This is a genomic window from Roseimicrobium sp. ORNL1 (genome assembly GCF_011044495.1).
Lineage (GTDB): Bacteria > Verrucomicrobiota > Verrucomicrobiia > Verrucomicrobiales > Verrucomicrobiaceae > Roseimicrobium.
This window is the reverse complement of the sequence record NZ_CP049143.1, coordinates 7,864,363-7,886,359: the sequence shown is the minus strand read 5'-3', so window position 1 is coordinate 7,886,359 and position 21,997 is coordinate 7,864,363. Positions and strand designations below refer to the sequence as shown.

17 protein-coding genes are annotated in these 21,997 nt (G+C 59.5%); 3 read left to right on the top strand and 14 right to left on the bottom strand.

Annotated elements, in window-relative coordinates; genetic code table 11:
- Position 1: 1 nt before the first annotated feature.
- From G5S37_RS31900 to G5S37_RS31870, 7 genes are all read right to left on the bottom strand, one after another.
- Positions 2-4,036 carry an autotransporter-associated beta strand repeat-containing protein gene (locus tag G5S37_RS31900; RefSeq protein ID WP_165211074.1) on the bottom strand — a complete coding sequence of 1,345 codons (4,035 nt, stop codon included), beginning with the start codon at positions 4,034-4,036 and terminating at the stop codon, positions 2-4.
- Positions 4,037-4,844: 808 nt separating this feature from the next.
- Positions 4,845-6,530: a putative manganese-dependent inorganic diphosphatase gene (locus tag G5S37_RS31895; RefSeq protein ID WP_165211071.1), complete on the bottom strand. Its 1,686-nt coding sequence runs from the start codon at positions 6,528-6,530 to the stop codon at positions 4,845-4,847.
- 570 nt (positions 6,531-7,100) lie between these two features.
- A complete protein-coding gene (gene leuD / locus G5S37_RS31890) occupies positions 7,101-7,697 on the bottom strand; it encodes a 3-isopropylmalate dehydratase small subunit (protein ID WP_165211068.1) in 597 nt (198 codons plus the stop codon).
- Positions 7,698-7,818: 121 nt separating this feature from the next.
- Positions 7,819-8,211: a hypothetical protein gene (locus G5S37_RS31885; RefSeq protein ID WP_165211065.1), complete on the bottom strand. Its 393-nt coding sequence runs from the start codon at positions 8,209-8,211 to the stop codon at positions 7,819-7,821.
- Between the two features lie 33 nt (positions 8,212-8,244).
- Positions 8,245-9,759, bottom strand: a complete 1,515-nt coding sequence (gene proS / locus G5S37_RS31880) for a proline--tRNA ligase (RefSeq protein ID WP_165211062.1) — start codon at positions 9,757-9,759, stop codon at positions 8,245-8,247.
- 163 nt (positions 9,760-9,922) lie between these two features.
- Positions 9,923-10,462, bottom strand: a complete 540-nt coding sequence (locus tag G5S37_RS31875) for a type II secretion system protein (protein WP_165211059.1) — start codon at positions 10,460-10,462, stop codon at positions 9,923-9,925.
- 113 nt (positions 10,463-10,575) lie between these two features.
- Entirely contained in the window at positions 10,576-11,337 is a 762-nt protein-coding gene (locus G5S37_RS31870) for a hypothetical protein (RefSeq protein WP_165211056.1), read from the bottom strand.
- A gap of 71 nt (positions 11,338-11,408) precedes the next feature.
- On the opposite strand from G5S37_RS31870, the gene G5S37_RS31865 reads away from it, so the two are divergent.
- From G5S37_RS31865 to folP, 3 genes are read left to right on the top strand one after another with little or no spacing between them, the layout of a single operon-like run.
- A complete protein-coding gene (locus tag G5S37_RS31865) occupies positions 11,409-12,203 on the top strand; it encodes a histidinol-phosphatase HisJ family protein (protein ID WP_165211053.1) in 795 nt (264 codons plus the stop codon).
- A 42-nt stretch (positions 12,204-12,245) separates the two neighbouring features.
- Positions 12,246-12,794: an NAD(P)H-dependent oxidoreductase gene (locus tag G5S37_RS31860; RefSeq protein ID WP_165211050.1), complete on the top strand. Its 549-nt coding sequence runs from the start codon at positions 12,246-12,248 to the stop codon at positions 12,792-12,794.
- A gap of 33 nt (positions 12,795-12,827) precedes the next feature.
- Positions 12,828-13,712, top strand: coding sequence for a dihydropteroate synthase (gene folP, locus G5S37_RS31855; RefSeq protein ID WP_240914760.1), 885 nt, complete (start codon positions 12,828-12,830; stop codon positions 13,710-13,712).
- Between the two features lie 40 nt (positions 13,713-13,752).
- On the opposite strand, the gene G5S37_RS31850 is transcribed toward folP, so the two are convergent.
- From G5S37_RS31850 to G5S37_RS31820, 7 genes are all read right to left on the bottom strand, one after another.
- A complete protein-coding gene (locus G5S37_RS31850; RefSeq protein ID WP_165211047.1) occupies positions 13,753-14,760 on the bottom strand; it encodes a GNAT family N-acetyltransferase in 1,008 nt (335 codons plus the stop codon).
- 32 nt (positions 14,761-14,792) lie between these two features.
- On the bottom strand, positions 14,793-15,467 hold the full coding sequence (locus tag G5S37_RS31845; protein WP_165211044.1) for a hypothetical protein: 675 nt from the start codon (positions 15,465-15,467) through the stop codon (positions 14,793-14,795).
- A 73-nt stretch (positions 15,468-15,540) separates the two neighbouring features.
- On the bottom strand, positions 15,541-17,034 hold the full coding sequence (locus G5S37_RS31840; protein ID WP_165211041.1) for a sigma-54 dependent transcriptional regulator: 1,494 nt from the start codon (positions 17,032-17,034) through the stop codon (positions 15,541-15,543).
- A 120-nt stretch (positions 17,035-17,154) separates the two neighbouring features.
- On the bottom strand, positions 17,155-18,069 hold the full coding sequence (locus tag G5S37_RS31835; protein ID WP_165211038.1) for a sulfotransferase: 915 nt from the start codon (positions 18,067-18,069) through the stop codon (positions 17,155-17,157).
- 159 nt (positions 18,070-18,228) lie between these two features.
- Positions 18,229-19,005 (bottom strand): metallophosphoesterase family protein, encoded by a 777-nt coding sequence (locus tag G5S37_RS31830; RefSeq protein ID WP_165211035.1) that lies wholly within the window; start codon positions 19,003-19,005, stop codon positions 18,229-18,231.
- A gap of 35 nt (positions 19,006-19,040) precedes the next feature.
- Positions 19,041-20,408, bottom strand: coding sequence for an arylsulfatase (locus G5S37_RS31825; protein ID WP_165211032.1), 1,368 nt, complete (start codon positions 20,406-20,408; stop codon positions 19,041-19,043).
- A 148-nt stretch (positions 20,409-20,556) separates the two neighbouring features.
- Positions 20,557-21,969: a sulfatase-like hydrolase/transferase gene (locus G5S37_RS31820; RefSeq protein ID WP_165211029.1), complete on the bottom strand. Its 1,413-nt coding sequence runs from the start codon at positions 21,967-21,969 to the stop codon at positions 20,557-20,559.
- Positions 21,970-21,997: the final 28 nt, after the last annotated feature.

Genomic DNA, 21,997 nt, shown 5'->3' with positions numbered 1-21,997 from the left:
GCTATCCCCGCGCCCGCCGCCGACGGCGGAAGCCACACCAAACCACTCCGGTGAGCAACAGCAGCGCCTTCGAAGGTTCAGGCACCGCCACATAAATAATTCCGTGGGAGAGGAACTTGTCGGTCTCAAAGTGAAGCCCACCACCCCACGAAGCCACTGAACTGAGATCGAGATCAGCCAGGGTGAAGGTGTTGCCTGCTCCCAGGGCCATCCAGTCCAGAAGGTTGAACACATCGCCTGCGCTCGCGAAATAGCCGTTCGTAAACTCCACCTTGATGGTGCCGCCCGCGCTCAGGTTCAGCGTGCCGTTGATGTCAATCTGGTCGTAGAGTCCACCGCCACTCGCGTTGTCGAAGTATTCAGCATTCCCTTCGGAGAGGGGATTGAAGAGACTGCTGCTCGTGCCGCCCAGCTGAAGAAGCGAACGGGTGCCACCCGTGGCCAGCGTCAGGTCACCATTGATCGTCAGCGTTCCCGTGCCGCTGCCTGCTTGGGCGAGCGTGGCACTCGCGCTGTTGCCGCCCGGCCGGATGACGCTCGTGCCGCTGATGGTAAGATTACCAGTCACAGTACCGGAGCCGGATACCACCTTGTTCGTGAGGTTGTACCCACCACCCGTGCGTCCCGCCACATCGAAGGTCGCCCCCTGATCAATCTGGATCCACGGTGTGCCTTCCAGATTGCCTGTTCCCGTCAGAGCGAGCGTACCGCCGCTGATCGTGGTCTTGCCGGTGTATGTACTGGTGCTCGCCGTTGGCGTGGTCGCGTTGTAGGTATTCGTGAGCGTCAGCTTGCCGGTGCCCGACTTGGTAAGTGCGAGGTTTCCGGTGATCTTGCCGTTGTAGGTCTGGTCCGTGGCTTGATCGACCGTGAGCGTGGACAGGTTCGCCGCGTCGGAATTGGTCACGATCACGACATCAATATTCCCCAGAGGCGCGACACTGTTGAGCCCGGCGATGGACTGGTCATATCCATTGAGATCGAATGCGGTCGTCTCAGCCGCTTCGGTCGGAGTGTTGCTCACCGTATAAACCGTCAGGATGGTTCCCGTCGGCAGGGCATTATCGACTCCCAGTTTCAAGGTGCCGCGGACAATGCCCGTGCCACCTGTGTAGGTGTTGTTGTTGGAAAGCAGCACCACGCCGCCGTTTCCAGTCGACCGAAAATCAATCGAGTTGGCGGTGCCATCCCGGATGACCCCTGCCACGTTCAGCGTGCCAAAATTGTCCACGCCAATGCGGGATCTTGCGGTACCGATAACGATGTCACCCGCCCAGGTCGCGGTGGCAGCCGTTGCGGCGGAAGTCCCACCAATGAGATTCAAGGCCCCCTGGTTGTTGCCGCTACCGTTGATCGTGAGCGTTTCTCCCGTGACCACAATCCCATCGGTCAGCCGGATCAGTGCCGTGTTGGCAACCGAAGTGCCTCCTGCAGTAGACCCCAGGGCCTGATTGTGGGTAATCACGATGGCACCTGCCTGCACAATGGTCTCACCCGTGTAGGTGTTGGCTCCACCCAGATACAACTGCCCGTTCACGCCCGATCCACCGTTTTTGATAAGGTCGCCCGTACCGCTGATGATTCCGTTATAGATGGCATTATTGGCAGCGACCGTGATCGTTCCACCACCACCCAGCAGCGTGATCCCCCGATTGCTATTCAAGACGAACGGGGTGGTGGAGTTCAGCGGCACAACTTGGAGCGCACCACCATTGAAGGTAAGGTTGTCAGCATCGAAACTCGTGGGCGCGGCCCCCAAGGCAAGATCACTTTTCACCTGCACCGTCCCTCCGTTGAAGACCGTCCCGCCAGTGTACGTGCTGAAGGTGTTGTTCAGCACCAGCAGACCCGATCCATTCTTCACCAACGTCACGGCACCGGTTCCGTTGTCCACAATGTCGGCATTCACCGTGATCGCATTGGTGGAGTAGTTGTAGAACACCAGATTCCCGGCCGTGTTATCCGTGGGTCCGCCAGCAGTCACAAAACCTCCTACATCCGATCCGTCACCAATGGTAAGTGCACCCGCTCCGGCGGCGAGCATGATCGCGCCATCCTTTCCGATGCGAAGCGTTCCCTGCCCGGGATCTTCATAGTTATTGATCTCGATGGTCGTCGGCCCAGTGGCATCCACCACCAGGGAAGCGATGTCAGTCGTTCCGTTCGCGTCCGCCAGCACCACATTCCCACTGGTACCTCCATCGAGGATCTTCACATGAGCCGTGGGACTGTCCGGGATGATTCCGTTGGCTCCGGCGCCTGAGGAGAAGTTCGTGATGTTCTGGTACCCGGTAAATGCGACCACGTTGCCGCCGGCATCCACCGAGGCCCAGTCTTCGCCATTCACCGTGGCCCACGTGCCGAGCAGGCCTGCGGCATTCGTGGCGGTGATGCCATTCACTGCGCTTTGCGTGCCAGTCGGCAGCACGAAGTTCACATAGCCTCCGGTGCGCGTGATGTTCCCCAAGGAAAGCAACAGATTCTGGGGTGTTGTCGCATTCTGTACGAGCTGGATCGTCGAGGATCCATTCTCCACCCGGAGCCCATTGAAGCGCTGGCTGTTCGCCACGCTAGCTCCGCCTTCAAGACGCAACGTGCCACCCTGCGTGACAAGAGTGGAACTGTTGGTGGTGTTGTTCACCACGTTGTTCGCCGTCGTCGCAAAGTTTAGCGTGAGCGTGCCTGCCGCCACCGTGGTGTTCCCAGTATAGGTGTTCGCTCCAGTGAGTGCCTGCGTGCCAGTTCCAGTCTTCGTCACCCCGAGAGACCCGCCGCCTGTCCCATCGCGGATCACGCCAGCGAAGCTGTAGTTGTTCAGCCGGTTTTTGATGGTCAAGGTTGCCGCTGTCGCGCTCGCGTTCTCCACGAAGTTGTTGGTCGATCCGGAGTTGCCAACTCGCAGGCCTCCGACCGCGACGCTATTGCCATTCAACTGCAGGATTTTCACTCCGGTCGAAGCCGTGGCAAAGGCACCAAAGGTGATCACATTGGGTGCTGCGGAGTTCAGGGCGCCTGTGCTCCCCAAGCGAAGAGTTCCGGGATTGATGATCACACCTCCCGTGAAGCTGTTGTCGCCGCTCAAGATGATGGTTCCGCCGCCTGCACTGTTGATCGTCAATACCGAACCGGGTTTTGATTCGACAATGTTCCCCGAAACGGTGCCAACGGTAGCTGTCGCATTTGTCGAGATGGATGAATCGCCTCTAAGTGTGATCTGACCGGATATGGATCCGCCAATAGGCCCCCCCGCAACGCTGGCCGCGTCGAAGCGGATGGCGCCACGTGCGCCAGAGCCAACGCCGATCTCCATGTCGACCGTGTAGTCGGCAGCCTGGTTGATTCCGAGCGTCACGCGATCACCTACCACCACCTTGTCCAGGTTGTTGACCCCATTCGCAGTCACCTGAACGAACATGCCCTCACTTGTATTGTTCAGCTCATCCGCCAACGTCAGCGTGCCGGTCCACGTATTGTTTCCGAAGAGCTGCACCGTCGTGAGCAACGGGTCTGTCACCGTGCTTGCCACTTTGGCGATGGTGACATTGCTTCCAGCGAGAGATGAGTTGAATCCCACACGCTTGTTGCCGCTCGAACTGGTGGATCCATTGAGAAGCTCAATCCTCGCTCCATCCGCAAACTGGATGGTGCCTCCGTTGAAAATGTAAGCGGCATCAGTGCTGGATGGATTGAATACCATGCCCGCCACACCCACGGTGCCGTTCACCGTGATGGTTCGCGAAGAACTGGAGGGACCAGTCGTGCCGTTTCCAAACTCGGCAATGGTGCCCGTCCCTGACGGCCAGGTGGTATTGGTTCCAGTAGACTGATTCAGCCAGTTGCCACTCCCTGTGGACCACGTGCCACTTCCGTCCTGCACGCCCGCAGTGCCGGAGTTGATATCCCAGATCAGTTGTGATTGCGCAAAGGCGACACTGCTGCCCGCAAGAATCCATGTCAGGCCAACAAGGACTCTGCCGAGTCTTGAAAAATACCGCGGGGATGTTGCGTAGGGATTTCTTGCCTTGGGGGATTTCATGGTCGTGGGCCGAGGTGAGAAGGCGCGAACGGGTGAAGGGCAGGGGAGGTTTGGCTTCAAGGCAAACGCAGCCATAACCACAGGGTGGCCATGACGCGGGGGCCTGATAACAACAGGCTCCTACGGGTCGATTAGAACTGACGCCATCGTGCGCCAGCAGGGGCGCTACAACGATGGTGCCGCGCTTCGATCACGCGTTTGTCAGGAATTGAGTCTCTCTTTTTCTGGCAGGGATTTCTTTTGGTGAGGGGGGCTTTTTTTGATGAAGGACGCATGTCCATCAGCGGGGGGAGACTGACGGACTCCGCTCAGTTTATGACGCCCTCAAGCGGTCGTCAGTAGATGAGCGCGCTAGATGAATATAGATAAATTGCATACGACCGGCGTGAGTTTGACAAGCGGGAAACATGCGTCTGTGAATTCAACATCAACACATGGTATTGTCATTGGTTGTGACTCGCAGCACCGGGCCTAATTCTTTTTTCCTCGAAGGAAAACAGACACTTGCGCTGCCCTGATCCGTTTAACGTTGCTCCAATTCTTTGCCTGCGAAAATTCGCTGGGCACGATGCCGTCTACATCGAAAAAATTGCTGTGTGCACTTTATGCACACATATACAGAGTTTATCTACATAGATAGCCAACAAAATTTTCGCCCACTTGTCTGCGAGGACGCATCTAAGCAATCGGCGTAGTTCAAGTTAAGAGCCGGCTACGCGTTCCGCATCCGTCTCTGTGAGTCAAAATACGGCGGGATTATTCGTTTTAATCGCTCCTCGGACCTATGCCGATGGGTGACGGTCTTTCTTCAGACTGGCGCGACCAATTTTGCCACCACACGGCTGAGGTAGGGAAAGAGCTGCTTCTTGCGGCTCACCACTCCCTTGAGCTCAAACACCTTGGGTTTGAGTTCGGGATACTCGATCGCATCACTCACACGGTCACTGCCTGCGGTGAGCAGGATGCTGTCATGCCGCGTGATGTCAGTGACCAGCAGGCAGGCGAAGTGCACCCCACGCTGACGGACCACGTTCTCCAAGGCGTCGCGCAGCGCGCCTTCCTGTTTCCAGAATTCATCCAGCCCCAGCTCTTCAATCTGGCTGATGCTGAGTTTCCATCCATTCTCCTCGAACTCCTTGCGATCCGACTCCAACGCGGCACCGGCCGGCTTGTCCCGCAGCATGGAACCTGCGCTGAAGAATTCGGCGGTGAACTTCGCGACATCGATGCCTGCAATGCCAGCTAGCCACGGAAGGATTTCACTATCGGTGCTGGTCGTCGTGGGCGAGGTGAGGTTGAGCGTGTCTGAGATCAATCCGGCACATAGGCAGATGGCGGTGGCGCGGTCCGGCTCCAGATTGCGCAGCCGGTACATCATGGCCACGATGGTACTGGTACTTCCCACCGGCTCGTTGATGAAACGAACCGGTTCTTTGGTGCGCAGATTGCCACTGAGGCGGTGGTGGTCGATGACTTCCAGGATCTCCGCCTCATCCGCACCGGTCACCGCCTGGGCAAACTCATTGTGGTCCACGAGCACAATCTTCGCCCGCGGCACATCCACGAGGTCGGACTTGGAAAAGACACCCATCAACTTTCCGCTGTCATCATCCACGACAGGAAAGAGCGGTTGATGGGAATCGTGGGTCTGCACCAGGATTTCCTTCAGCGGCGTTTTGGCAGCGAAGCGCTGGAAGTCGTCATGCAGGGCATCCGCAATGGGACGCGAGAAACGTACGAGCTGCGCTGCGCTGGCGGTGTCATAGCGGGTGCAGATGACGGGCACATCCTCCTGGCGGGCCAGCGCCATGATGGCATCGTCCACCTGGAAGCCGCCGGTGATGATGAGGCAGTCCACGCCATTGCGGATGGCCATTTCCTGCACATCCGGACGGTCGCCCACCAGCACCATGACGCTGGAGTGGGGGAAACGCTTCATCCGCGTCTGCGTGGTGCCCATGCTGGACCCCGCCACCATGAGGACGCGGGTCTCCACCTCTTGCCGGGCTTCGCGTCCGTTGGGGAAGGTGCCATCCAGCGCGGCCACGATGTTGGCCTCGCTGGTGCGGACATAGCGGTTGGCATCTTCGTCGCTGGCTTCGGAAGGGAGAAAGAGCTGCGCGAGCTCCTGCAGGGAGGGCATGCCGACGATGCACCCTTCCTCATCCACGACGGGAAGACTGCGGAACCCGTACGCCAGCATCTTCCGGTGCACGGAGAGGCAGGTGTCCTCCCGCCGGGCCGTCACCACGTTCTTGCGGCAGACGGTGGCCGCAGTGGGACGCACATCCATGAGCAGCTTGGGGGCATCCACCTTGGCGTAGTCCAGCACCCAGGAGGTGCGGGTGTTCATCTCCCCGCAACAGGCTGCCCGGGCGTCTGACCCTCGTGATGCACGCAGGAAGGCGGTGTAGCCGATGGCTGAGCAGATCGCATCCGCATCCGGATTCCGGTGACCAATGACGTAGATGGGATCTGATTCTGCGGTGGACATGAGCAAGTGGCGGTAATCTGGCGAGTCTCCACCCGCAATCAATCCCCACGCGCAAATCTACCGTGGTCACTTGGAAAACGCGCCTCACAGGCCCAAGAGAGAGCTAACCAGACAAATCCCTTGGAGCCCCGCTCAGCCCCACATAGGCTGTGACCTGTGTTCCCGTACGTTGACGCCGATGTGCGCAGAGTAGTTGAGTGCTTGGTGCCTGCCGTGGCGATAGGGGCCATGGTCGTGTGGCTTGCATCTCGTTGGTCATTTCTTCCTGGTAACTGGCCTGATACCACCGCTATCGGCACCCTTGGCCTTGGCTTCCTGGTGCCACTGATTGGCGGTGGGTTCCACCTCAGCCCCGTCCCTGTGGAGACCCTCCTTTATGGGGGAGTCATCAGTACCACCTGTCTCACGATCGGCTTCATCCGTCTGCAGAAGAACGCACGGGGCGTTCTCGGCTGGGCCGCCGTTGTATTCCAAGGGTGGGTACTTGGAATGATCCTCCACACCCTCTGGACCCACAGAGGCTAAAGTTGGAGCGCGGCCATAGCCGCGCCCTCTGAAAGGAGCCTGGGCTTACACCAGGCTCAGCTCACGCACCTTGTCCGCGACCGCGTCCTTGTGCTTCAGCAACTCGGCGATGGGATCCCACTGGCCGGTGGTCAGGGCTTCGCGGGCGGTGTGCGGCACCACGATGGGGAATTCCTGGTCTTCGAAAAGCACCTTCTCCGCCACGAGGTCCACGGTGACTTCCAGCTTCGGATTGCGCTCCAGTTCCTTCGCCAGCATGCGGATGTCCTGGCCGCTGGCCACGGCGCAGGGGATGCCCAGCGTGGTGCAGTTGCCAAAGAAGATTTCCGCAAAGCTCTCCGCGATGACGGCCCGGAAGCCGAAGCGGTACAGCGCCTGCGGAGCATGCTCACGGGAGCTGCCGCAACCGAAGTTCGAGCCGGAGAGAAGGATGTTTGCCCCCTCGAAACGTTTGTCATTCAGCGGATGCTCCCTGTCTGTGCCGTCGGCATTCTTGCGCACGTCGTAGAAGGCAAACTCCCCAAGGCCGTCAAACGTGACGCACTTCATGAAGCGGGCCGGAATGATGCGGTCCGTGTCGATGTCAGATCCTGGAACGTAAACAGCGGTGCCGGCAACTTGGGTGACTTTGGCGAGAGACATGGGACGGAGAGGATAGCGCGATTTGTCTGGAGGGCAAACGGGTGTTTGCTGACGCTGAAAGACGTTACGCTCCAAAGGGACTAACCGCGCTTCAGATCCTCAATTCCTCGGAAACGTGTACCTACTTTGAAGTCCCGGCCCAGAAAATCGCTGCATCACGCAACTTACTGGAAACCAGCATGAAAGATGCTGCAACGAGCACGCAACCACCCCCAAAAACGGGCCTGCCAAGGAGCAGTGTACCAGCAACAAAACAGGCCCAGAAAAACGGTGCACGTTTCCAGTATCGAAGAGCCACGGTGATGGAAAGGAGAATCGCAGACAGGGCCAATCCAACCGACAGATCGAAGCGGTGCGTAACCTCCGTCTCTACAACCCTCCCGGCACGCGCCATCCAGACACTGATTCCGGCACCCAGAACTACGCCTCCAATGACAAGGCCAAGAACGTGGAGAACGAAAGAACGCCAAGGCCAGCTCAGGAACGTTGAGTCCGGCTGTCCAAGGCGTTTCATGCAGCTTTCCCGGAAGCTTGCCAGCTTGCGCGGTTAGTAACTCCGCGCAAACACCACGCGCCGGCTGCTGGGCTTGCCGGTGAGGAAGCAGGTCCCCTCTTCCGCATACTGATCGCCCTTGGGGATGCAGCGGATGGTGACCTTCATCTCCTTGGCAATGCGCTCCTCTTCCTCGCTCGTACCTGCCCAGTGCATGAGGGCGAAGCCTCCAGGGGCGTCGTCCTTGAAATACTCGCGGAACTCGGCCTCGGTTTCGAGCTTCTTGGTGTTGGCGTCGCGCAGTGCGGTGGCCCGCTGAAGCAGGGTGGTCTGGATGCTGTCCAGCATCTCCTCCACGTCGCGGATGAACTGTTCCTTCGGGATGAACTCCTTGTCCTTGGGCGTCTTGTCGCGGCGGGAGACGGCGACGCTGCGCTTCTCGATGTCGCGGGGTCCGAACTCCAGGCGGATGGGCACACCCTTCTTGATCCACTCCCAGTTGCGCTGGCCACCGGGAATGTCGCGCTTGTCCACGTGCACGCGCAGGGGCTCGTTGTGGTAGGTCTGGGTGCGAAGCGTCTTTGCCAGGGCCTCACAGGCATCGATCACCGCATCGCGGGTCTCGGGCTTGGGAGTGACAGGAAGAATGACGATCTGCGTGGGAGCGATGCGGGGAGGCAGGATGATGCCATCATCGTCCCCGTGCGTCATGATCAAGGTACCGATGAGACGGGTGCTCATGCCCCAGCTCGTGGTCCAGGCAAGATGGCGGACATTGTCACGACCGAGGAATTCGATGTTTGCTGCCTTGGCAAAGTTCTGGCCAAGGAAGTGGGAGGTGCCCGCCTGGATGGCCTTGCGATCCTGCACCATGGCTTCCACCGTGAAAGTGTTCACAGCTCCGGGGAAACGTTCGCGGGCGCTCTTCTCGCCGGGGATGACGGGAATGGCGAGGTTGGTGGTGAGGAACTCCTCATACACGCCGTGCATGAGTTTTGCCTCCTCCATGGCTTCCTGCTCCGTCTCGTGGGCGGTGTGCCCTTCCTGCCAGAGGAACTCGGCCGTGCGGAGGAAAAGACGAGGGCGCATTTCCCAGCGCATGACGTTGCACCACTGATTGATGAGCAGGGGCAGGTCACGATAGCTCTCCACCCAGCGCGCGAAGGCGGCGCCGATGATGGTTTCCGAGGTGGGGCGGATGACAAAGGGCTCATCCAGCTTGCCGGTGGGAACCATCTTCGTGGTGCCATCCTCCTGCTTCTGTGCCTCGAGACGGTGGTGTGTAACCACCGCACACTCTGTGGCAAAGCCCTCGGCGTGCTCGGCCTCCTTCTCCAGGTAGCTCAAGGGGATGAGCAGAGGGAAGTAGGCATTCACGTGCCCCGTCTCCTTGAACTTGGCGTCGAGCTGGCGCTGAATGTTCTCCCACAGGCCAAAACCCCACGGCTTGATCACCATGCATCCACGGACCTCGGAATTCTCCGCCAGATCGGCGGCGCGAACGACCTGCTGGTACCATTCGGGAAAGTTTACAGCACGGGTGGGAGTGATGGCAGTGGCGGAACTCATGACGGTTCAGTGTAAGGGAGAGTAAAGGACATGCGAATCCGGACACCGCAAGTGTCCGTGCACGGAGTTTCGCGACCAGAGAGTTCCTCTGGGCGCTCGTGGGATACGGGCTGCCGGGGGCAGGGGACGGCCTCTGGCACAGCGCAGCAGCGGCACCTGCCGACTACCGCTCGAAGAGGGACGGCCCCTGCTTCACCGTGCCGTCTGGCATCACGACATTCGGGCCGTGGTCTTTCCCATGAAACTGTCCACGCTCCATGAACCAGGGCTGCTTCCACAGGTAGGCCACATTGGGCGTGGCCTCGAAATCCGTGGGGATGTAGGTGCTATGAAAGTCGGACGTCGTGGAGTGCTTCTCTTCGTAGGAGACGGTCTCGGAGGCGCAAAGCCAGTGGTGCTTTGCCACGCCGTAAGGCTCGAGCGCATGGAACCACCATTCCCACATAGGCTCCTCGGAGCCAGATACATCCACATCCGAGGGCATCTGGGGCCAGACCATGTCATGCTCAAGGAGGTGACCGGATGCTCCGGTGTAAAGAAGCCGGAGATTGGCAATGCACGAGACGTCCCTGGCCTTGTCACGGAAGTACCCAAAAAGGGGAAACGAGAGCGTCGTGAGAACAGAAATGATGACCACCACCAGCAGCAGCTCAATCAGCGTAACACCGCGGGGGACGGGAACAACTCGGGGGCGGGGGAGCATCGAGGGGGGGAAGCGAGGTCTAAAAACAAAAGTACTCGGTGCACTTGTGGTGCACCGAGTAAAGAAGGTCAAACTACAACCGAGTCGCTGAGGCGAACATCCGGCCTGACAAACTAGCGAGTGGTGTTGGTGAAGACACGGGAACCAAACACGTGCATCTTCACCTTGTCAGCGTTGTCACTCACTCCCTGCAACGTGGAGAGCAGCAGTGATGAATTGGCGTCTGCGATCACGATGGCGTCCACAAGATCCTGAATTTGAGTACCCAAAGTGATTTGTGGGGCCGGTTGATAGTTGCCAATGAGCTGTTCGAAGGCAGCGAAAGCCGTACCTGAAAGAGTGGGGTTGATCACCGACAATTCACCAGTGCCGGTGAAACGAAGCACGGGATGGCTCTTGGTGATTTTCGCATCCCAATGGCTGCTGGCCGAAAGGCCCACACCGTTGTTGCTAAGCAGCGTGGTCGTGGCGGGAGTCACCGTCGCGTTGTTATTGGTGTTCGTGGCCGTCGTGCCGGTGGTGGCAACATCGCTGTCGCCATTGGTGAATCCGGTGATGCGCTTGCGCTCATGGTCCACGGTACCAGTGGCGGAGCCCAGGAAAGTCACGCCCTTGTAGTAGAACATGGAGCGATTGAGGACCGAGAGGCTCGTGCCGCCACCGTTCACCTCAAACGTGTCCAAGGACACGTTCGTGCCGAACTGGGCCATGCCGGAACCATTCTTGAAACGGAAGGACGCCTGATAAATGCCGCCCTCGTCAAGCAGGGTGCTGAAATCACCGTTGTCAAAGGGTCCACCCACCAGCGCGTGGGCCTGGGGAGCCGCCACGAGCGCCAACACGAAAGCTGCAAAACTTAGAAAGCCTTTTTTCATAATTCCCTTCAATTAAGCAATTGGCATTTGGAGCGGCAAGATTTTTTTAAACTCCGTGCTATGTCCCTGCGATGCCGCCGGATTATCACACTCATACCCCCTTGTGCAAGCACGCGGTGGGCCATCCTCGCGAATATGCCGCCCGCGCCGCCGAACTGGGACTGCCGGAGCTGGGCCTCTCTGACCACAGCCCCATGCGGGAGTATTTCGACGACTGGCGCATGGCTTGGGAGGAGTTCCCCGCCTACCTCGAAATGGTGGAGGAAGCCCGTGCCGCCTACCCCCGCCTGCCCATCCGCCTCGGTTTGGAGGTCGATTACCTCCAAGGAGGCGATGCCTGGGTGGAGGAACTCGCCAAGGCGGCCGATTTTGACTACCTCATCGGCAGCGTGCACTACATCGCTCCCGGCTGGGATGTGGACAATCCCAAGTACATCTCCCGCTTCACGGAAGGGAACGTAGACGAGATCTGGTCCATCTACTTCCAGCTCTATGAGAAGGCGATCCGATCCCGGCTCTTCGACTTCATGGGTCATCCGGACCTTCCCAAGAAGTTCGGATTCCGGGCTACCGGCGACCTGCGACGCTTTTATGAACCTGTGATTCAGGCACTTGTAGACACTAATACCGCCTACGAGATCAACACCGCCGGCCTGCGCAAGGATGTGCGTGAAATGTATCCAGCCCGCCAGTTCCTGGAAATGGCCCACGCCGCCGGGGTACCCCTCCTCATCAATTCGGATGCCCACGCTCCCGGCGAGGTGGGGGCGGACTTTGCCCAAGCGGTGCAACTCGCCCGGGAAGTGGGCTACACCCATTCCGCCCGCTTTGAAAAACGGCGCCGCACCCTGGCTCCGCTCACCTAGCCGCCTCCCCCCCCGCCCGCGCTAATTAGATAGAACGATCGCATGAAAATCACCCTCCTCTCCGGCACGAACCGCCCCGGGAGCAACACCCGCAAGGTCACCGCCATCATTGCCGGGCTGTACCAGGAAATCGGCCAACCGGTGGACGTGCTCGATCTCGCTGAGCTGCCTCCGGAGATCTTTTCGCCTGAGGCCTACGCGCACAAGCCTGCTGCCTTCGCTCGGTTCAGCGAGACCATCCTCCAGAGTGACGGGGTGCACATCGTCACGCCCGAGTACAACGGTGGGGTGCCGGGCATCCTGAAATTTTTTATCGACATGCTGAAGTTCCCTGAGTCTTTCCAGCATCGTCCCGTGGCGTTCACCGGAGTGGCGGCGGGCATGTGGGGTGCGCTACGGCCTGTGGAACAACTCCAGGCCATCTTCGGCTACCGCAATGCCTACATCTGCCCGGAGCGTGTCTTCCTGCCGAATGTCTTTGATCTGCTCACCGATGAGGGAACGCTCGCCGACACAGCCTTGGTGGATCGCCTGCGCGGCCAGGCAACTGCGTTTGTGAAGTTCGCCGCGCAATTGAAGCCCATTCGCTAGCGACAACCACCTCGCGCATCACCCACCGCACCCATGCAATTGACCTTCCGCCAGCGTTCCCTGCCTTTCCCCCGCAGGCCGCTGGTGATGGGGATCGTCAATATCAACGACGATTCCTTCTGCCGGGACGGGACTCTGGATGCGACCGCGGCACTGGCCCAAGCGGAACGCATGCTGCGCGAAGGCGCAGACATCATCGACATCGGAGCGGAGAGTGCCCGCACGAACCGCGGACCTATTTCAATCGATGAAGAGGTAGCACGACTGCTCCCTTTCATCCACGCATGGCCGGATCTGCTGGCCACCATGCCGGCTCCGCCTTGGGACCCGGAGCAATGCTGGCCCCCGCTTCTTTCCATCAACACGTGGAGAAGCGAAGTCGTGGCCCAGGTGCTGCCGGAAGGCGGTGATCTGCTGAACGACATCTCCGCCCTGCCCACAGCGCGCAATGCTGAGCTCTGTGCCCGGCACGACACGGCCCTCCTGATCATGCATTCCGTGGGGGAACCCAAGGTGCCACACACACATGTGGAATATCAGGATGTAATGAACACTCTCGGCGAATTTTTTGAAAAAAAGATTCAGCTCGCTCTCAGCGCAGGCCTTTCCCGCAACCATCTGATGCTGGACCCCGGCATCGACTTCGCCAAACAGCGGGATGACAATCTGCGCATCTATCGTGACATGGAAGAACTTCATCGATTCGAGCGGCCGGTGCTACTGCCCGTATCACGCAAGACCGTCATCGGTGATGTGCTGGGTCTGCCGGAACCGCTCGACAGAGATGCGGGTACCGTCGCCTGCATCGCTGCGGGACTTCGCCGTGGTGCGCATGTCTTCCGCGTCCACCATGTCCGCGCCGCCGCGCAAGCGGCGAAGACGCTCTGGGAGATTCAGGGAGTGGTGCACACGCCGTGAAGCAGGGAGCATGCATGCACGGCGCGTCAGCGGACAACCGTCACGCGAAGCTGATGCCAAACTTGGCGCAGAGTTCGCCGAGCTTGCCCAGATCCGGTGGCTCGTCGGAAGGCCACGACGCCAGCTGCGCGAACATAGCTTCGATATCTCCGGGCGATGCCAGGAAACGCATCGTGGCAGGAGTCTCTCCAATGGCCTTGTAAGCGTGCGGCACGTTCCGCGGCGCATGGACGATGTCTCCAGCCTTGGCAACTACGACTTCAGTGCCGGCCAAAAACTCCACCTCGCCATCCAGCACGAAGAAGATCTCGTCCTCCCGCGTGTGCACATGCGGCGGCACGCCCAGGCCCGGAGGAATTACCTGCTCATAGAGCACATAGGCGCCATCACTCTGGGCAGCCGTCACCTTGATGGTAGTGGCAATTCCGAGCACGTTGAAGGTGGTGCCGGTGCCGGCGGGAACAAGAAGCGCTTGGGAGGACATGGTGGGCAAAGCAGGTGAAACGGATTCTGAACTAACATGGCCTGACAGAGCAGGAGCCAGTGAGAGGCGATGCAGCGGCGCATCCGTGCCATAAATTTTCTCCACGTGCGAGTACCGAAATCCCAACTTCTCCATCACATGCAGGGAGGATTGGTTTTCCGGATGGGCAAAGGCGAAGACCTCGCGGAACCCATACCACTCTGGGGCCACCTCCAGCCACCGCGCTGCTATCTCTGTGGCCAGTCCCTTGCCCCACTCCTTCCGCGCCAGCCGGTAGCCCAGCTCAGCGCGATCGCTGCCCGGGAGTGTGAAGAATCCAGCGTCGCCGATGGGCGCTCCGGTCTTTTCATCGATGATGATCCACTTGCTGAAACCATGCTTGAGCCCGTGCTCCCTGTAGCGGCCGATGCGCTCCTCTGTCTGGCGTACCGTCGCATCCGGCGGAGACGGAATGTAGCGCATTACTTCCGGATCGCTGAACCAGGCAAAGGCGGCATCTGCATCCGTAAGCTCAAACGGCCGCAGGTGCGTGCGTGCGGTGGAGAGGACCTGCGGCGTGGGCATGCCGTGCTTGTAACTCGGGACACCCACCCGCGTCAACGCGCAGCCTTCGGGGCCTCCCGCTTCTGGGTCCAGAACCATTCGTGATAGTGGGCCGTGTGTCCGCTTTTTGCCTGGGCTTCCACAAACTCAAATGCCAGCGGCAGTTCATAGCTCACCAGGTTCGTGAGCTCGGGATTGATCCACGTGAGCATCTCGCGGGGAATGCCACCCTCAAGCACCGCTTCCAACTCCGCGAGCACGAAGCGATGATACCGCAGCCCGTCGTACTCAATGAGCTCGTGCAGCAGACCAAACTCCTCCGGGGTCTTGATGCTCCCACTGCGCGCCCTTTCATCGACGGCATCATGTTGCCTTTGCTGATAAAGGTTCGTCAGCTCGAAGATCTGAACACTGAGCCGGCACGCTCCCTTCAGTTCTTTCGAGAGCAAGATGCGCCTCCCACCGCTTCCTCTCTCGACCAGACCACCGGTGCGAGCCTCAAGAACGCCATAGGAAACAGCCCCCTCTTTCTCCACTTCCTCCGCCATGGTGTTGTAATAGGGGCTGTGCTTTCGCAGCCAGGCATGCGCCTCCAGATCGGAGGCGAAGTCCGGCAGAGCAATCGGCTGCGCATGACATGGCGTGATGATGGAGAGAGCGAACACGCACCACGCCACAGCAACCAAGGCGATGTACGGAAGGTGCCTCATGAATGCAGGCGTGCTCATGGCGTGCATGAAAGGTCGGGCCTTGGATTTGAAATGACCATCAGCAGATCATCGCGCCTGCTTTTTTATTCACTCACTCGTCTGCGGTCTCGTCGTCATCATCACCAGCACTGCCGCCAGCGGGCTCGGATGGTCCATTGCGGCGGCGAATGCGTTTCACCCGGCCCATTTCCTGAAGCTTGCGCTGCAAGGTGCGACGGCTCAGGCCCAGCAACTCCGCCGCTTCCGTGCGATTGTCACCTGTGCGCTGCAGGGCGGCCTCAATCATGGCGCGCTCCATCTTCTCCAGATTCAGATCATCGCCCGGCCTGAATGCTCCAGAGGCTACCGTGCCACCAGCCGCGGCGGAGTTGATCTCGGCCGCGCGGCCGGGTCCAGTCAAGATGGGACCACCCGAGAGGATGTAGGAAGGCAGGTGTCGCAGTCCCACGCGCGGCGTGTTGCACATCACCACGCCATGCTCGAGCGCGGTGCGCAGCTCACGGACATTTCCCGGCCAGTCATAGGCCAGCAGTGCCTGCAGCGCATCTTCACTCAGCGGCTTGAAGGGCTTGCCATTCAGCGCAGCGAGTTCCTTGAGGAAGGATTCTGCGAGCAGCGGGATGTCTCCCTTGCGGGCGCGGAGCGGTGGCAGATCGATTTGCACCACGCGCAGACGCCAGAAGAGATCCTCGCGGAATTTCCCCTCCTGCACCAGGGCGGCGAGATCCTTGTTCGTGGCCGCGAGCACACGCACATCCACCTTGATCGGCTTGTTGCCGCCCACCCGTTCGATGGTCTGCTCGCCCAGGGCGCGGAGCAGCTTCACCTGCACATTGGCATCAATCTCGCCTATCTCATCCAGGAAGAGCGTGCCTCCATCCGCCAGCTCGAACCGGCCCAGGCGGCGATCCATGGCTCCAGTGAAGGAGCCTTTCTCGTGACCGAAGAGCTCGCTCTCCAGCACATTCGGGGCGAGTGCCGCACAGTGCACCGTGACCAGCTTCGCCTTCGGCCTGCCGCTGAGATGGTGGATGGCCCGCGCGACCAGTTCCTTGCCCGTGCCGCTCTCTCCCTCGATCAGCACCGTCGCGCGGGTAGGCGCCACTTGTTCGATGATCTCGAACACCGGCTTCATCACCTCACTCTGGCCCAGGATGCCCTCGATGGAGTACTTGCGCTCCACCTGCTTCTTGAGCTCCACATTCTCGCGCTCCAGCGTCCGGCTCTTCAGCGCGCGCTTGATGAGAATTTCCACCTCATCGAGGTTCAACGGCTTGGTGACAAAGTCATACGCCCCGCGCTTCATCGCCTCCACCGCCGTGTCCACCGACCCGTAGGCGGTCATCATGATGCAGATAGGCGGACGCGACAGCTTCAGGGCCTTTTCAATCAAGTCCATGCCGCTCTCGCCTGCCAGACGCAGGTCGGTGAGCATCACGTCGATGGGGTCACCATTCAGGACCTCGAGCGCCTCCGCCGTGCTGCCCGCCACGTAGACGTCAAACTCCTCTTCCAACGAGAGACGCAACCCTTCACGGGTATGCTTCTCGTCATCAACAATGAGGACCGTAGCCTGGGACGTCATGCGGAGCGGGAGGAAAGCTGACAGGGTGCGAAAACCATATCTCCTGTCCACTGCTGCCGCGGTTCGTCAAGTACTGTGCTGTGCCGCCGTACCGCCCCGCATACGCTTCAGCATGCGGCGCTACAGGCGCGGACTGTAGCCCAATTCCTCCAACAGGGGGCCGACCGCTCCCTCTACAGCGAGCCTCTCTTCAGCAGTCATCGCGTTTCTCCATGCGGCCACACGCGTCTTGTCCGGAGGCTGCATGGTCAATCGCTGCTGCTGCAGGCGCACTTCATGACTGGCGATCAGGTTTCCATCCTTCCCCCGTCGGTCCCGATGCTCTTTCAACCGCTCGGCGCTGCGGGTGTGATGCTGAAGCATGAGTGGATGAAACTCCAACTCGAGAAACTTACAGACACGGCGTAGCGTGACCTCCGGCTGCTCCACCAGATCCTCATAGCGAATCTCCAAGGCATGCGGCACCTGGGCCATCTGCAGTCTGGCGATGGTGATGCGCCTCTCCCATTCCGCCGCGAGCACGGCGAGATCCTTGCTCGGTGCGAACCACGTGGCCCGCCAGGACAAAACCACATCTCGCGGATCCCGCACCACATGCAGGAACCTCACCTCGGGAAAGGCCCGGTGGATATCAACCAAATGGTGCAGATTGTCCGGAGTCTTCTCACCCCAACGCGTCTTGCCGAACCGCCGCGCGTAGCATTGAAAGAAGCACCTGACTCCTCCGATGGGATGAAATGCCGGAAGCGCTCGAACAGCTTCCAACAGGTCCTCTCGGCGCACATCAAAATCTCCCCAGCCCGGAGCCTCCGGAGGAAAGTGGGACAGCATTTCCACAAACGTCTCCGGGTTCATGGACTCATCCGCCGCCCAGTTTCCACACTGGGTCAGGAAGCCTGTCTCGGATGGGATAGCCAGATCAGGATGAGAATCCAGCATCAACCGCGTCAACGTCGTGCCCGAGCGCGGCACTCCGAAGATGACCGGAGCGGGTGGAGCGATTGCTTGTATAGGGGCCGTCTTGAGTGTCGCCATTTCTTCCTGCTTCTGCACTATTTGACAGATCGGCTCCGGTGGCACCATGGCCGCATGCGGTTGCTCGCCTGCCAGCCTTTTCCAGAGAGCATTGATGAATCTGATCAGAAGGTTACCTGAGCGGAGCATTGGGGGCGCGCAATCAACACCCTTGCTGAATCAAGACAACCTTTCTGAACGCAGATCCTGCAAGTCCAGCACAAGTGCTGGGTTGAAGTGTTGGTTGGGACCGTCTGGATAAGCCCTCGGATTCGCCAACACCCGTGTGCGCCCGATGCGGTAGTCGTTGCTATGATGAATGTGCCCGTGAATCCAGAGCAGGGGCTCGTGCTTGAGAATGAAATCATCCAAGTGCGAGGCGTAAGCGCAACTGATCAGCTCGGCGCGCCTGTGCTCCGGCAGGGAAAGAATCGATGGCGCATGATGGGTCACCACCACGGACTTCTCCGCATCATGTGCTTCCAAGAACCCGCTCATGGCCTCCAGCGATGCGATATGCAACGCCCTCGTATCCCGCGGTGTGAGATGCTTATATCCCTTCGCGGAGTTTCTCACGCGCTTGTAGTCGTTCATCACACTGCTGGCTTCCACCGCTCCGTCGAGCCAGTCACCTTGCAGGGCCATGTCCGTCCACAATGTGCAGCCAAAGAACCAGTAGCCGCCAAGCTCCACGGCATCATTCTCGAGGAAGTGAATGTTCGTGCCCCGGCACTCGAGCCGTAACTTCTCCGTGATGCTCGGCAGCTTATCCCCGTAGAACTCGTGATTTCCGCAGAGGTAGATCACGGGCACGGAGGGAAAGCGCCTGCGGATCCACTTCAGCCCATTCAGCTTGGTGGAAACGTCACCCGCAAGGATGACTGCATCACATGCCACCTCTGGCACATCGCTCTCGCCAAACTCCTGATGGAGATCACTCAGGATATGAATGCGCATGATGAATTATCCCAGCCCCCCTTGGATACCCACTGCTATTTCTTCTTCCCCTTCGCATCCTTCATCGTGAAATCCGGTGAGTCCACGCGCGCCGCACTCATCATGCCCTCGGCTTGTGCCACGACATCAGGCTTCTCCTTGGCGAGGTCCTTGGATTCCTTTTCGTCGGCACTCAGATCATAGAGCTCGAGGGCCTTTCCCGGTCCATTACGCACCGCCTTCCAATTATCAAAACGCAGCGCCTGGATGGAGGGGCCTTCGTGCAGCTCCCAGTAGAAGTACTCGCGGTGCGGAGCTTCGCCGCCCTTCAACATCGACACCAGAGAATTGCCATCTGTTTTGTAGCCCTGCGGAAGGTCGGCGCCGGCCAGTTCCGCAGCCGTTGGCAGGAAATCCCAAAAAGCCCACGGCTCGTCGCTGACTTTGTCAGCGGGAATGACACCGGGCCAGCGAACGATCGCCGCCTGACGCAGACCACCCTCATAGAGGGAACGTTTATAGCCGCGCAGCTTGCCGCCCATGTTCTGGTCGAAGAGTTTTCCAATCTCAGAATCTGGCGCGAAGGAGGAACCATTGTCCCCCGCGACGATCACCAGGGTCTTGTTCTCGATATTGAGCGCCTTCAGCGTCGTCATCAGCCGGCCCACATCACTGTCCAGGCGCGAGACCATTGCAGCGTAGGTCTGCTGCTGCTTGGTCCACTTTTCCTGCTGGGCGTACTCGCCGAGGCTGTCGATCTCAAACTTCGCGTGTGGAAGTGTGATCGCATAGAAGAGGAAGAACGGACGACTCTTTTGCGAAGCCACCCACCGCTCTGCATCACGGGCGATCACTTCCTGTGCGTAGGTTTTCCCGTCCAGAGAAAACTTCTGGTCATCATTGTAGAGATACGTGGGAAAATAGCTGTGTGCGTGACGCTGGCAGTTGTAGCCGAAGAAATGTTCGAACCCCAGCTTCAGCGGACTGCCGCTGGTGTTGAACATGCCCATGCCCCACTTCCCCACGCAGGCGGTGGCGTAGCCGGCATCCTTCAAGATTTGCGCCACGGTCACCGTGCCCGCTGGCAGTGGCATCTGTCCTTCCTTTCCAATTTCACGGTTCGCCCGAATCGGGCAGTGCCCCATGTGCAGACCCGTCATCAGCGAACTGCGCGACGGTGCGCAGACACTGGTGCCCGAGTACGCCTGAGTGAACCGTGTCCCCTCTGTTGCCAGGCGATCCAGGTTCGGCGTCTTGATCAACTTCTGCCCGTAGCATCCCAGATCCCCCTGCGCGAGGTCATCCGCCAGGATGAAGATGATGTTGGGTCGGTCCGCCGCCCGCACAGGCACCGGGATGCCAACCGCCAGGAGACACGACAACAACAACTGGACAAGGTAATGTCGGAGGTGCGGCAGTTTCATACGGTCGCTGGTTAACGACTCACTTAATCACATCTTCCTGCACAATAAAACAGGAGATGCACAAACAGTATGTCACGACGGTGACATGCATGCCGGACACAACATTCAGACGCTCTGCATCATCGTGCTGGCGCTGCTCCCCCAACCACTAGTAGTCCCGGAACGGCCCGCGCGGCTCGCTCTCATCCATCTCCTTCCGCCATGCTGCAAAACGGTCCTGCATCATCTTCAGAACTTCAGGCTTCTCTTCTGAGAGATCGTTCTTCTCACCCAGGTCACTGCTGAGGTCATACAGGCCTTTCCCTTTCTCGCTGTCCAGCCACTTCCAGTTCCCCACGCGTGCCGCCTTGTCGCCGCGTCGCTGCCAGAACATGGCCTCGCGTGGTGATTTCCTCTCGCCACGCAGCACGGGCAGCATGTCGAAGCCATCCAGCTTCACTCCTTCCGGTGTCTTCGCGCCTGAGGCGACGAGAAGGGTGGGAAGTATTTCCAATCCCGTGAGGAATTCATCCGTCACTTTGCCCGCAGGCAAGTGGCCTGGCCACCAGGCGATGAAGGGCACGCGCAGGCCGCCTTCCCACATGGTGCTCTTGCTGCCTTTGAGCGGAGCATTGCCTCCATTACCGCTGCCACCATTGTCCGACATGAAGATGATCAGCGTGTTCTTGTCCTTGGCAGTTTCCTTCAGCTTCTTCAGTACTTCACCGATGGCATCGTCCATGCAGGTGACTGCACCGCAGTAACGCTCGATTTTCTTGTCCACTTTGCCCCGGTACATGGCGATGTATTTCTCCGGCGCCTGCACACCTTCCTTCGCCTTCGGATCCTGCGAATCATCATTGTACGAGGAGGCGCCATGCGGGGCGTTGAATGCGAGATGCAGGAAGAAAGGCTTGTCTCCCGACTCACTGATGAACCTCAGTGCTTCGCGTCCGAACACGTCCGTGACATACTTCCCTTTGTCCGCTTCGGTTCGATCATTCCCACGGAAGAGGCTGGGCACTCCGTATCTTTCATGCGTGTAGTAGTCGATGCCATTGTTTCCATGGCCGTAGAAGAACTGGAACCCGCGCTGCAACGGCAGGTAGCGCTTCGCCTGCCCCATGTCCCACTTCCCCACCACGCCGCAGTGATAGCCCGCCTTGGTGAGCACATCTCCACTCGTGATTTCCTTTGGGTCCAGACCCAGCGTCATCTCGGGCGAGACTGCATACTCTTCCGCGCCGTAACGATGGCCATAGTTCACCAGATCATTGCGCACCATGTCGTAGAGGCCGTTGCGTTGCGGATAGCGCCCCGTGAGCACGCTGCCACGCGAGGGCGTGCAAGCAGGCCAGGTGGCGTAGAAGTTCGTGGCGCGCACGCCTTCCGCCGCCAGTCGATCCAGATTCGGCGTGATGAGCGGCTTGCTGCCGACGCATCCCAGGTCCGGCCAGCCCTGATCATCGCTGATGATGAAAAGGATGTTGGGACGTTCGGCTTTCGCATCCGACCCGGCAGAGAAGCCGGCAGTGGCAAAAAACACCCCGAGAGTCACAAACAGCAAGGCACGCGAGAACATGGCTGTCTCAACGTCGCAACCGTGCCGT

Bases quoted from the DNA above. Each gene is read 5' to 3' on its own strand.
- G5S37_RS31885 (WP_165211065.1), bottom strand. From the start codon at position 8,211: ATGAAACGCCTTGGACAGCCGGACTCAACGTTCCTGAGCTGGCCTTGG.
- G5S37_RS31820 (WP_165211029.1), bottom strand. From the start codon at position 21,969: ATGTTCTCGCGTGCCTTGCTGTTTGTGACTCTCGGGGTGTTTTTTGCC.
- G5S37_RS31835 (WP_165211038.1), bottom strand. From the start codon at position 18,069: ATGGCGACACTCAAGACGGCCCCTATACAAGCAATCGCTCCACCCGCT.
- G5S37_RS31860 (WP_165211050.1), top strand. From the start codon at position 12,246: ATGAAAATCACCCTCCTCTCCGGCACGAACCGCCCCGGGAGCAACACC.
- leuD (WP_165211068.1), bottom strand. From the start codon at position 7,697: ATGTCTCTCGCCAAAGTCACCCAAGTTGCCGGCACCGCTGTTTACGTT.
- G5S37_RS31870 (WP_165211056.1), bottom strand. From the start codon at position 11,337: ATGAAAAAAGGCTTTCTAAGTTTTGCAGCTTTCGTGTTGGCGCTCGTG.
- proS (WP_165211062.1), bottom strand. From the start codon at position 9,759: ATGAGTTCCGCCACTGCCATCACTCCCACCCGTGCTGTAAACTTTCCC.
- G5S37_RS31825 (WP_165211032.1), bottom strand. From the start codon at position 20,408: ATGAAACTGCCGCACCTCCGACATTACCTTGTCCAGTTGTTGTTGTCG.
- G5S37_RS31850 (WP_165211047.1), bottom strand. From the start codon at position 14,760: ATGCCCACGCCGCAGGTCCTCTCCACCGCACGCACGCACCTGCGGCCG.
- G5S37_RS31840 (WP_165211041.1), bottom strand. From the start codon at position 17,034: ATGACGTCCCAGGCTACGGTCCTCATTGTTGATGACGAGAAGCATACC.
- G5S37_RS31875 (WP_165211059.1), bottom strand. From the start codon at position 10,462: ATGCTCCCCCGCCCCCGAGTTGTTCCCGTCCCCCGCGGTGTTACGCTG.
- G5S37_RS31865 (WP_165211053.1), top strand. From the start codon at position 11,409: ATGCCGCCGGATTATCACACTCATACCCCCTTGTGCAAGCACGCGGTG.
- folP (WP_240914760.1), top strand. From the start codon at position 12,828: ATGCAATTGACCTTCCGCCAGCGTTCCCTGCCTTTCCCCCGCAGGCCG.
- G5S37_RS31895 (WP_165211071.1), bottom strand. From the start codon at position 6,530: ATGTCCACCGCAGAATCAGATCCCATCTACGTCATTGGTCACCGGAAT.
- G5S37_RS31845 (WP_165211044.1), bottom strand. From the start codon at position 15,467: ATGAGCACGCCTGCATTCATGAGGCACCTTCCGTACATCGCCTTGGTT.
- G5S37_RS31900 (WP_165211074.1), bottom strand. From the start codon at position 4,036: ATGAAATCCCCCAAGGCAAGAAATCCCTACGCAACATCCCCGCGGTAT.
- G5S37_RS31830 (WP_165211035.1), bottom strand. From the start codon at position 19,005: ATGCGCATTCATATCCTGAGTGATCTCCATCAGGAGTTTGGCGAGAGC.